The sequence below is a fragment of the Serratia sp. TSO36 genome (genome assembly GCF_057808395.1).
This window is the reverse complement of the sequence record NZ_JBJZOU010000027.1, coordinates 19035-30703: the sequence shown is the minus strand read 5'-3', so window position 1 is coordinate 30703 and position 11669 is coordinate 19035. Positions and strand designations below refer to the sequence as shown.

General features: G+C 54.7%; 11 protein-coding genes. 3 read left to right on the top strand and 8 right to left on the bottom strand.

Translation table 11 applies throughout. The features are described 5' to 3' along the window. Positions 1–14 precede the first annotated feature (14 nt). Positions 15–1034, top strand: coding sequence for an NADP-dependent oxidoreductase (locus ACK3CV_RS23835; protein WP_033636362.1), 1020 nt, complete (start codon positions 15–17; stop codon positions 1032–1034). A gap of 92 nt (positions 1035–1126) precedes the next feature. Continuing rightward, the gene (locus tag ACK3CV_RS23830; protein WP_033638614.1) at positions 1127–2134 is read left to right on the top strand and encodes an HlyD family secretion protein; all 1008 of its coding nucleotides are present in this window, start codon (positions 1127–1129) and stop codon (positions 2132–2134) included. Positions 2135–2797: 663 nt separating this feature from the next. Here ACK3CV_RS23830 and ACK3CV_RS23825 read toward each other — a convergent pair. The 8 genes from ACK3CV_RS23825 to ACK3CV_RS23790 all read right to left on the bottom strand — a co-directional run bounded on the left by ACK3CV_RS23825 (position 2798) and on the right by ACK3CV_RS23790 (position 10146). Further along, the gene (locus ACK3CV_RS23825; protein ID WP_033649366.1) at positions 2798–3421 is read right to left on the bottom strand and encodes a helix-turn-helix transcriptional regulator; all 624 of its coding nucleotides are present in this window, start codon (positions 3419–3421) and stop codon (positions 2798–2800) included. Between the two features lie 109 nt (positions 3422–3530). Next, on the bottom strand, positions 3531–4061 hold the full coding sequence (locus tag ACK3CV_RS23820; RefSeq protein WP_239504663.1) for a fimbrial protein: 531 nt from the start codon (positions 4059–4061) through the stop codon (positions 3531–3533). An 8-nt stretch (positions 4062–4069) separates the two neighbouring features. Further along, the gene (locus ACK3CV_RS23815; protein WP_033636360.1) at positions 4070–5014 is read right to left on the bottom strand and encodes a fimbrial protein; all 945 of its coding nucleotides are present in this window, start codon (positions 5012–5014) and stop codon (positions 4070–4072) included. Continuing rightward, complete coding sequence (locus ACK3CV_RS23810; RefSeq protein ID WP_033636359.1) at positions 4992–5603, bottom strand: fimbrial protein; 612 nt, start codon at positions 5601–5603, stop codon at positions 4992–4994. Before ACK3CV_RS23810 ends, ACK3CV_RS23815 begins: the two co-directional genes overlap by 23 nt. Before the next feature lie 11 nt (positions 5604–5614). Next, positions 5615–6358 carry a fimbrial biogenesis chaperone gene (locus tag ACK3CV_RS23805; protein WP_033636358.1) on the bottom strand — a complete coding sequence of 248 codons (744 nt, stop codon included), beginning with the start codon at positions 6356–6358 and terminating at the stop codon, positions 5615–5617. 30 nt (positions 6359–6388) lie between these two features. Continuing rightward, the gene (locus tag ACK3CV_RS23800) at positions 6389–8890 is read right to left on the bottom strand and encodes a fimbria/pilus outer membrane usher protein (protein WP_164040140.1); all 2502 of its coding nucleotides are present in this window, start codon (positions 8888–8890) and stop codon (positions 6389–6391) included. Between the two features lie 79 nt (positions 8891–8969). Beyond that, positions 8970–9521 (bottom strand): fimbrial protein, encoded by a 552-nt coding sequence (locus ACK3CV_RS23795; protein WP_033649363.1) that lies wholly within the window; start codon positions 9519–9521, stop codon positions 8970–8972. A gap of 88 nt (positions 9522–9609) precedes the next feature. Continuing rightward, positions 9610–10146 (bottom strand): fimbrial protein, encoded by a 537-nt coding sequence (locus tag ACK3CV_RS23790; protein ID WP_033636355.1) that lies wholly within the window; start codon positions 10144–10146, stop codon positions 9610–9612. Positions 10147–11262: 1116 nt separating this feature from the next. On the opposite strand from ACK3CV_RS23790, the gene ACK3CV_RS23785 reads away from it, so the two are divergent. Then, entirely contained in the window at positions 11263–11550 is a 288-nt protein-coding gene (locus ACK3CV_RS23785) for a FaeA/PapI family transcriptional regulator (protein ID WP_033649362.1), read from the top strand. The last annotated feature ends 119 nt before the right edge of the window (positions 11551–11669 follow it).

The window sequence follows — 11669 nt, the reverse complement described above, 5'->3', positions numbered from 1 at the left end:
AGAGGGGGAAGAACATGAGTCAATTTGAGAATGCATCGATCGTATTGAACAGCCACCCTGATGGCGCCGCTACGCTGGAAAACTTCAGATTGGAGACCAGCTCGTTGAGGCCATTGGATCCAGGAGAGTTTCTGGTTGAGAACAAATGGTTATCGATCGATCTCTATCTCCGGCCACGGCTCAATAAAAGCACCAAATACGTGAGCCCGATAAAGCTGGGGGAAGTGATTCAGGGAGAGGCTATTGGGGAAATCGTGGCTTCGCGTAATCCTTTGTTTAACGTTGGCGATCGCGTATTCACCTTCTCCGGTTGGCAAAAGTATTATATCGGTGATGCTCAAAACTTCACTGTTCATCGTTTGCCGGAGACAACATTACCACCTTCTATTTTTCTCGGTGCGGTCGGGACGCCGGGCCGATCGGCCTATTTCGGTTTAAACAAAATCGCGAAGCCAAAACCGGGTGAAACATTGGTCGTTTCTGCCGCCTCGGGCTCGGTTGGCTCCGTCGTTGGGCAATTGGGTAAACTGGCGGGATGCCGCGTTGTGGGATTGGCCGGCAGCGAGGATAAATGCCGGTATGTCGTGGAGGAGCTGGGTTTTGACAGTTGCCTTAACTACAAGACTGCCGACCTTAACCGGGATTTGCGCGCCGCGTGCCCCCAGGGTATCGATATCTATTTTGAGAACGTGGGCGGCCGCGTATCACTGTTTGTCGCCAAGTTGCTGAATGAGGGGGCAAGGGTGCCTATCTGCGGTAATGCGGCCAATTACAATAAAGGCACTGATGTTGATGCATCCGGCCCGGCGGACTTTTTCTCTGCCCTGCCGGATGCGCCTTTAAATCGTTTCTTTTTGGTAACCGAATGGTTCAAAGACTACGCCGAATCAGATGCATTCTTGTTAAATGCGGCAGAGAACGGTGTGTTGAAATACCGAGAAACAATAGTCGATGGGCTGGAAAATGCGCCTCAGGCTTTTATTGATTCACTTAATGGAAAACATTTCGGCAAACAATTGATACGGATGTGCTAACGATAGGCTCTACTGTTGCGCATAATATGAAAATATTTTCAACCTGGATGGTGGGTATTAAGCGTACATCATTCAGGTTGTTGGAATTCATCATGAAACATTCTAAAAAAATAGGTTTCCTTCTGCTCGTGTTACTGGTTTTGTCAGGGTTTCTTTATTGGTTGCTTTATTGGCGCTACTTTCAAACCACCGACAATGCTTACGTGCAAGCAGACATTACAAACGTCAGCGCCCGCATCAGCGCGGTGGTGGTTAACTCTATGATTCGGGACAATCATCGGGTGAATAAGGGCGACTTGTTGGCTCAGTTGGACGACAGGGAGTTTGTTGTCGCGTTGCAGAAAGCAGAGGCGACTCTGGCGCAAAGTCGGGCGGCGTTAACGAATGCCCAGGCAAGTTATCAAATGCAAAAAAGTGCTATTGACGAGTTTCGCAGCGATGTGAATTCTGCTGCAGCCACTCTGCAGTATGCGCATCAGCAGTATCTCCGTTTTCAAATTTTGCAGAAAAAGAATTATGTTTCCAAGGGAGACATGGATAACGCCACATCCAGTTATCGCGTCGCAGAGGCAAAATACCACCAAACGCAAGCGAGCTTGAAAACGCAAAGCGATAAACTCCAGGTCTTGCAAAGCGAAATTGAGCAAAGCCAGGCTAATGTTGAACAGGCTCAGGCAAACCTGGAACAGGCGAAATTGACATTGAGTTACACGCGGATTATTGCGCCTATTGATGGGGTAATCAGCAACCGTAGTTTGCAAGTGGGTATGATGGTTCAGGCGGGGCAGTCCATTGCCAGTATCGTCTCCGGAGCGGCCCCATGGATAAGCGCCAATTTTAAGGAAACGCAGAAAGCACGTATGCGTAAAGGATTGCCTGTGGAAGTGAAAGTTGATGCGTATCCAGGGAAAATATTTCATGCCAGGGTGGATAGTATCTCACCGGCTACAGGAGCAACTTTTGCTTTATTACCACCAGACAATGCGACAGGGAACTTCACCAAAATTGTCCAGCGCGTCCCAGTAAAAATTGTTTTTGACTCTCCGCAACAAATAGACAGCGGCCTTTCGGCCTCTGTTACGGTAGATACGCGGGGATAGCGCCCGGAAATATGGAAATCCGCCTCGACAAGGGATGTCGCAACGCGGTCTGTGCCGGAATGACGGCAAAGTTATAATAGTCATCACCATAGCCTGTTCATTCATTGGCTGGTTGTTCTTATATCGGTAAAAAGGCGCCGCGTGTTTATCGCCGCTGGACGAGCGTGATTATCAATGCATTTACCTGGGGCGTTGTTCGATAGAACGGCGTCGTTCATTGTTGAAGTTTTGATAGAGAGGTAAGGAGGCGTATTAAACAAAATGGGTTGAGGACAGAAAGACGTAAGCAGATTTATTCTGCGATATGTACAACGATGAAACTTAAATATGAACGAATAAGGATATATGTTATGAAAAGTCTATCGATTGTTATTACTCTCGCTTCATGCTTACTGCTACCTCTGACTGCGTCTGCGGCCGCAGGCACATGTTATAGCGCAAAGAACTGTTCCGGGAAGGTGCTTAGCCACCGGGATGCCCATAACTGCAAGGTTAAGGACAAAGGTAAATCCTGGCGCAGTGATATTACAGGCCAATGCACGAATCTTTGATTTATGGCTGACGTTTAGGCTCTTTCATTGAAAAGAGAATGGCAGGTTAATCTGTTATGGGCTGCGTTTAGGCGCAGCCCGATGATTCTCATTCGCTTATCGCGCATACCGCTTAATTCAGCTCCCGCTGATTCAGCAGCACCCGATTCAACTCGCTGTTTTTGCGCACGTTCAGCTTGCGCATCGCCGAACGTTTGTGGGCGCTGATGGTTTTCTGGCTGCGCTGCAGCAGGCCGGCGATGCTGCAGGCGGACATGCCGCTGCTCATCAGGCCCAGCACCTTTTTCTCACAGTGGCTCAGCGCGGCGAGGCGGCAGGCCTGGCATTTCCATATGTCGGCGGCGTGCAGCGCCATCCACGGCTGCTGAATGAATTTTTCCAGCGCCATCTGCAGCTTGAGGCGAATGGCGTAAACCGAGTCGCGCCGGTGGATGCTGAACAGCGGAGACAGGTTTTTCACCTGTTGCTGGGCCGTGTCGTCGAGGATCAGCAAGGTCAGCTGCCGCTGGCGCGGGATGCCGTAGGGGCTCCGGTAGCAGCAGGCGCAGCCCCAGCGCTCTTCCGGCGTGCGGAACACGATTTCGATGTTATCCAACGCCTGCAGCGCCAGCGGCGAGAACTGCGGGTACAGGCGTTGGCATTCGTTCAGGGAGTGCAGATAGTCCTGCAGCAGCAGACGCAGCCCCTGCTGGTAGAAGTTATCGCTGTCGAACAGCGTGAAGCGAATATCTGGCATGGGTGGCTCCTTAAAAGGCCGCGGCGCCGCGCCGGAGCGAACGGTGACGGCCAATCGCCGGCGTTCGCGCGCCGGTCGTTTTCCTGATTTCCCTGGGGCGGTGCGGGGCTTATTGGTACGCCAGCACAAAATTGGCGACGGAACTGAATTCGCCTTCGGTAAGGCTTTTATCTTTCATCGCGCTCGGCCGGGCCTGGACATAGGCGCTGAACCTCAGGGCGTTGGGGCCGTCTTGCAATGTCACCGCATCGGCCGGTGTGCCCAGGTCAATCGCTTTGCCAGCACTGTCGAACAGCGCGATGGCGGCGCCGTTGGCGCCATTGTTGATCGCCAGCTTGCCCGGCAGTTCGGCATCTTCGGTGCCGGTAAAGGTGGCGGTGACCGATTTGAAAACGGCGGTTTTACAGTCGGTTAAGCGAATGGAAAATGACACGGGGTTGGTATGGCCGTAGCGGTACAAGGTTTTGATCAACACCGTATCCATCTCGACGGTCTGGTGAAGAGACTGCGGGTCGATATTGCAGGGTCTGCTTACCACGGAGCCGAAAAAGTCTATTTCCTTATTGTCCGCCGCGACTGCGGAGGAAAATAGAAAACCGATGCCGCACAGAGCGGTGATTGTCCGATAGCTCTTCATCATCACCACCATTAAATATAATTAATCAGCAAGATTACGGTCTTGCGGAAATTGCCTTCCTGTCCTTCCCCGCTGGCCTGCAATGAGGCGCTGTAGGATTTTTGCACCTGATCGCGGCCACTCATGTCGGCAAAGCTGTCGAACTGATTGTATTTAATCCATTTGGGGTTGGAATTATCGTGGATGCGCAAGGTTGAACCATTGTCCATATTCAAGCCGGTAGCGTCGGTCAGCGTGCCGTTTTTCACCATGAAATTGGCCTCCAGCGCGAAGCTGTCGCTGCAGCCGTTTTTGCGGATCAAGATGCTGAAATCCTTGCTCGCTACGGTGCCCGCATTGGGTTTCCAGGTCGGGATCTCACCGAAGTCAACGCCTTCCGGGGTTGAAAGCTCCACCGAAGCGGCGCACTGGATCACCTTGATTTTATCCAGCCCGGTTAGGGTGAAACGGTAATTTTTTCCCGGGTGGACGTTGATGCCGCCTACGCCATCGAGCTGAAAAACGGCGATCTGACTGGCGCCCCCTTCGGTGATTTCTCCGGTTTTTTGCAAATAAACCTGATAGTTGACATGACCGAGCTCCCGTTGCTTGGGGGTACGAAACATATCGGTTTGTACTCGGGAGTTGATCAAGCCGAGATCCCGGCCGTTATAAATCACCCCCATGGCGATGCCGGCGGCGAACTGCCGGTTGTCCGGATTGGGATAGAAATAAACCCATTCCCCCTTGGGTTTGCTGGCGTGCGCCCAGCACATAACGTCGCGGCTCATCGGTTTAGAGGTCCAAAGCCGGCTGCCGACCGGTAGGGTGGCCGGTATGGTCAACCGGCCGATATCCTCGCTCTCTTCGGTAATGCCGTTCTCGGTATTCAGGTGGCATTCCAGCGCCTGAGCGCCGAACGGCGTCGCCAGGCAACCCAGCAACGCCAGGCGTTTATAAATAGACCAGCTGGACATGCACCACTCCTTTGAATTGGTTTGCTTCGATGAACGGACGGGTTGATTCCAATTGAGCGCTGAACCACAACGTATTGCCGCCGGGCTGCAAGACATAGGGGGCGCCGGGTTGGTTGAGGGACAGCGCGCGGCCCCGTTGATCTTTCAGCCGCAGGCCAACGCCTTGTACGCCGCCGTGCAGCTTCAGCAACTGCGGATTGTCGGGATCGCTTTCACCGAGGAACACCAGCGTGGCGGCCTGCTCCCCCCGCAGGTAAAGCCTGCCGGCGTCGCCGTTGCGCATGCCGGCCGGATTGTCTGCCAGCGCCTTGGCGCCCAGCAGGCAATGGGTAAAGGCGAGACGAAAACGTACCGGCGCGCTTTGATCGCCGACACGCCGGAAGGCGAGCGTGCCGATCTCACCGAGATCGACCGACTGATCGCGGCTGTCCGGCGCCAGGCTGCAGGGAGAGCTCAGCAGAGCGCCCTGAAAACCGACGGTGCCGCTGGTGCCCTGAACCTCTCCCGGCGGAGAGGCCATCGCGGCGCCGTTGCCGAGCAGCAAGGCGCCGATCAGCAGAGGCCGCAGGCGGCCGGTGAAGTCAGCCATGCCGTATCTCCTTATTTTTTTCCGGGTGCGGCGGTGCAGAGGCTAGCGCTGCAGGTGAAGCGCAGCTCGGGGTGGCCGCCGAAATCATTGATATAGGTGACGACGAAGGTGTCGAACCCATGGTCGCGCAAACGCACTTTTTCGCTGGATTTGGGGGACAGCATCACCGGCTGAAAGTCGCCGATCGCGCCACCGCCTTGTTTCTGCGTCTGACGGGCGATGCCGGTCAGCGTGATGTGGAACGGCGTCGGATTTTCGATGGTGAAACCGTCGGCGGTTTTGTGGAACACCAGCTGTTCTTGCCATATCTCACCCTGCGGTGCGACGATGGCCTTCGGGCGGAAGAACAGTTTGATCTGCGTTTGCAGCGCCAGCTGCATCACGTTGGCTTTGCTGCTTTTGGGCGGAATTTCGCGCAAATTGAAATAAAACACCGATTCGCGATCTTGCGGCAATAGCTCGGCTTCCGGCGTTTTGGTAATGCGCACGACGCTGCGTTCTCCGGCTTCCACCCGTTGCAACGGCGGCAATACCACCAGCGGCGAAACGATCTTTTGATGTTGCGCATTCTCGATCCAGGCCTGAGCAAGGAAAGGCAACTCTTTGTTCTCATTGGTTATGTTAAGGCTGATCGATTTGGCGTCGCTCACATAGATGGCGCGCGTGCGATCCAACGCGATCGCCGCGTCGGCCGTCGAAGCCAGCGTCATCAACGCCAGGCTGCCCGCGGTTACTGCTATCGAATGTTTGTTCATGTTATGCGTCTACTCTCAATGTGTTGCGGATTACGGTTTGGTGCACGGCAACAGCAGCCGGTCCAGCGGTTTGGCGGCGCCTGGGATGGCGATGCGGCACTGACGGCGGCCTTCCCAGGCGACGTCCAACCGCTCTTCCGGTTGGACGCCGGTCAGATACACCGAGCCGCCGTCGTTCACCACCGCGATCTCCCGTCCGGTTGCACTCAGCACCGTGGCGCCGAACGGCGGTTCGCTGCCGTCCGCCAGTTTGATGGTGGCTAACAGCTTGCTGCCTTTCACCACCTCGAAGTGGCGATAACCGATGGCGCCTTCCGTCAGCGTGCCTTGCACCACCGCGCGCGTGGCTTCAACGTCGTCCGCTAGCTTGTTGACGTCGATGCGCGTATCGGTGTTGTAGTAGCTGGTGATGTCCGAGATCACCGCCAATCCGAAGCGGTTGCTGTAAGCGCGGCCGTTGTTGATCGGCACGCCGGCGACGCCGTTGGTATCCAGCATCATGCGGCTGCCGCCGTTGCCGGCGTTCTGGTGCGCGGCGACGCCGTGCCGGGTAGCGGTCAGGCCGCCGCGGAAAGTTCCGCCTATCGAGGAGTAACTGCCCTGCTGATAAGACGCGTTGGCGTTGAGCGTGCCGAACGACGCGTTATGGGTGTAGTAACCGCTCGCCGTCGGTTTGCCGGACTGGGTGACGCCGCTGCCGATCTGCCAGGTATTGTTGATGTCGCTGTTGTCGGTGTAGGTCGCCGTTTGGGTCACGTCGCGGTTATTGACCTGCAGCGCGTAGCCCAGACGGTTGTGCTCGCCGATAGGCACGGTGAAATTGAGCATCGCGCTATCGTCGGTGCGGCCCCGATAGTGAGTGCGATAGGCCGCCAACGAGGCGGTGATGTTGCTGATCCCGCCGAAGTCGAACAGCTTGCTGGTCGACATGCCGTAGCGGTTTTGCGCGCCTGCGTCCCAGTAAGTCTGGTGTGAGTAGGTCAGATAAGCGGTGATCGCCTGAGCGCTGTCCTCCGCCATAAAGGTTTTGCTGGCGGTGACGGTATACAACTCTTTTTGTCGGCCGCTGTAGCGATCGTCAATGTCGCCGTAGCGCGCCTGCAGGTACTGCGACATGGTCATAAATTTGCGCTGCGAAAAGCGGTAGCCGGCAAAGGTGATTTGGCCGTTGAGCTCGTCGAAACGTTTGGCGTAGTTGACCTTGAATGACATGCCTTTGGCGCTGGGTTCATCGGGCAGGCGCGCGATCGACTGCGTGGCGTCCACCGACAGGGCGCCGAACAGGTTCAGGTCGCGCCCCAGGCCGAGAGCCCAGGCGTTGTAATCGCCGCCGAGCAGCGCGCCGCCATAAAGCGACCAGGCGTTGCTCAAGCCCCAGGAGAAATCGCTGGCGGAGAACACCGGCCCTTGCGTGCGGTGATCGTAGGCAGACGGCTTGCCCAGCGCCACGTTATAGCGCACGTAGCCGGGGCGGGTCAGATAAGGAATGCTGGCGGTATCTACCTGAAAAGTGGAAACGCTGCCGTCTTGTTCTTCCACTTTCACATCCAGTTTGCCGCGTACCGAGCTGCTGAGATCCTGAATGGCGAACGGCCCGGCGGGCACCGTGGTTTGATACAGCGTGCGGCCTTCCTGAGAGACGGTGATCCGCGCGTTGCTTTTGGCGATGCCGCGTACTTCTGGCGCGTAACCCTGCAGGTTGGGCGGCAGCATGCGCTCGTCGCTGGCGAGGTTGAGGCCGGTAAAACGGTAGGCGTCGAACACCGGCGAATTCAGGTAGGTTTCACCCAGCGTCAGCCTGGCGGCCTGCATCGGCAGCGCGCGGTATGCGTAGATCTGATTCCAGTCGAAATTGCTGTCGCGCCGGCCGTATTGTTGGTTGAAATCGGTCTGATAATCGGCGCGCAGGCGCCAGGCGCCCAGGTTGGCGCCCAACGTACCGTAGCTGCTGAGGCTTTCGGCGGTGCCGTTGTCGTGGTGCTGTTTACCGATTTGGCCGCTGAGATTGTAATCCAGCAGCACGCCGGGGATGCCATCGTCCCACTGCTCGGGCGGCGTCCAGTCGGGATCGGAGTATTTCATCCAGGCCTGCGGAATGGTGATCGCCAGCACGCCGCCGCTGATGCGATCGGAAACCGTTGCGCCTTTGATGCCGCGAATGTCGGCACACTGGTTGTCGCGCCACAGGGTGACTTTTTTGGCCGCTTCTTCTTTCAGCGCCATTTTTTCCACCAGGTCAGGCGGCAGGCACACCTGGCTGCCACTCTTGTTATCCGGCGACGGGAAATACTGAATGCTGCGCTGGGGCAGCGTTTTCTGGTTGATTTTGATATCCAGCAGATAGGTGCCCGGCATGACGTAATCGGCGTCGGAAAAGCGGGATAAGTCCACTTTGCTGCGTTCGCCAATATCCAACACGTCGGTATTGAATTCCGTGGCGGAAAAGACCGGTTTTGCCCAGAGAACAGAGAGAATGACGATGATGGGCGTTTTTTTTATTGTCAGTAAAGACGTCATAGAATGATCACTCATGGCAAATCCGCGCCTAATAGCAGGTCATCCCGTAAGACCTGAATACGTAATGCTGTACAGCGTTCCTAACGAAAACCGGCTACAGATAAGACAGGGTGAATTTGGCCAATGAGCTGAAACCGCCCGCCCGTGCCCTGTCGGGGTGAATGCGCAGCTGGGCGCCAAAGCGCAGCGTGTTGTCGCCGGCGACGATCAGATAATCCGCCGTCGTGCTGCCGAGCGGGATCGGGGTGCCGGCGTCGGTCAGCAACTCGATAGCCATGCCGCGCGCCTCACCATGGACGGCGAGCCATTGCGGATCTTGGCTATCCGCGATGCCGCTGAAGGTGAGGTTAGCCGCGCGATAAATAAAATCGGGCTTTATCTGGCTGGCCAGTTCGCAGTTCACCAACCTGATGGCGAAGTGGCGGCGGCTGCCGATGAGGCTCGGCTGGGCATCTCGCCCGGCGTCGCTCATTGAAACCAGCCCGAAATCAACGGTTTGATCCAAACTGTCGCCGGCGATGTTGCACGGCGTTTCGACGATTTCGCCGCCCAGGCTGACTTTGCCGTGGCCCTGAGTTTTCGCCGTGGCGCTAGCGCTGCCGATGCTGAGCGCGATCAGCAATGCGCCTCGCCAATGGATGGTCATGCTGGCTTCTCCCTGTCGAGATCGGTTCCTTTGCCGGAGCCGGCGTCGTTAAGCATGGGGATGCCCGCGCCGGCATCCCCAACGAGGCTTACTGATAAGCCAGGGTAAAGTTCGCCACGCTGGTGAACTGGCCCGGCACGACGGCGCCGGAAGCGCTGTTACCTTGCAGGTATGCGGCGAATTTCAGGGCGTTGTTGCCTTCGTTCAGGCCCTGGCCGTCCGTTGCGGTGCCCAGCTCAACTTCCTTGGCGTGCAGTTGGTCGTAAATCACGATGCCCGCGCCGCTGGCGGAACCGCTCAGCGCCAGCAATTTGCTGTTGACGGCATCCGGCGTGCCGGTGAAGGTCACCTTGACGTTTTTCATGGTGTTGAGCGCGCAGTCTTTCAGCTCAATGCTGAAGGGTTCGGCGCTGGATTTGCCTTCTTTGGCCAGGATGCGGCTGCTGATCTGGCCCATCGGGACGGTTTGATCGACGGAGTCCGGCGTGATGCTGCAAGGCGCATCGATAATTTCACCGCTAAAGGTCACGGTGCCGCTGCCCTGGTTCGGGGTCGGCGCCGCATGTGCAACGGAGGCGGTAGAAAAAGCAATGGCGGTCGCCAGCATTAATTTATTCAGTTTCATTTCTCAGGTTCCTGTAGAGAGTATTTAAATAAAAAGAAAAGCACACCTAAATCCCCGCAGAGCAGCAACGCCCTGTTAGCCGCACTGCGATGGGAGCCAGATCCTTTTGCTTTGGGCAATACGCACACTTTTCGTTATTTGCTTTTAATAACGAAATGGTTATGTGATGTTTGGTCGGTTTTATTTGATTTTAAAACCCGAATATCGGTATGGCGTTTTGCTGGGAATATTCTTGCAAACAATAGCATTGCTTGGAAATAGATTTTGTTGAAATAACTCAAATTCAGAATATAAAACCAAAAGGAAAAAGTTAAATATAAGATCAAAAACCAATAGATCGTATGTAAATATTATCCAGAATAAATGACTGCATAAATAAGGTTATGCGAGATATTAGATCGACTGTAATAGCGGTTGCCCTACAATGCGCAATATCGCTTTGCTAATATTACGCTTTGACGAACATTGAAGAATTTTCTTTATGAAACAAAATGAAAAACATAAGCATTTGTTTTGTATGATTTTGTGTGGTTAGTTGTCCCTATGGTGTTCCACCGCCTATTCCTGGGTTGTCGATGGTTTGTCGAAGAGTCGTTAACAAAAAAATAACAACAAGGCATAGGGAAGATTATTCTTATCAGATGCTATTTTTTGGACGCGCTTATGTTATTTAACCCATTGTGATTAACCAGAAAAGGGCAGGTGATGCCGTAGGCATTACATAATAATGACCTAAGTGATAATCAAAGGATGAACGATGGAATGATTACTGCGATTAATGCATTTAACAGATGTAAGGCGCATGCGTTGACAATGTTGGTAATTATGTATTCGCGGTTCGTTATGGGATTGTTTAAACATCTTCATATCATGATAACCATGAAAAAAATTGCACAGAAAAATCCTAGTGAAAAATCCGAGGAACAATGCATGACATTTTATCGGCAAAGGTTGGATTTATTAATAAATATTCATTCGCGCGGTGATAGACAGCGCCAGGTCTATTTTATCGGAACAACGTCGTTTGCGCGGACGCCGCCGTGATTTATGCCCCTGCGCATCACTGACGTGCAGTCATGAACGGGGGCTCAGCAGTAACCACTCAGGAGGAATGCTATGGCCAAGGTGCCGAAAACGTTTGAAAGTAGAAAATCGCTGATGCTGGATGTGTTGCGGGGATTGTGCCGGGATCTTGTGGAAGGGGCCGGGGGCCTGCATCCCCCGCCGGAGCAGTGGCCGAAGACGCGCGAGCTGGCGGATAAATGCGGCGAAAACATTTATACCACCCGCACCCTGCTGCTGGCGCTGGAAAAGGAGGGCAAGGTCCGCTGCACCCACCGCAGCATCAACAATTCTCTACGCTGGTACAGCTGCGACGAACAGGCAGCGATAAAAAAAGAGTGATTCGACCCTGGCGGTCGCTTTTGACTATTCCTACAGCTAATCATTAGTAAAATTTATTATTTGATGGGGCGTTTTGCTCCGTCAATCCTCCTCTCCGCTCGCTGCCATCCGCACAGGCA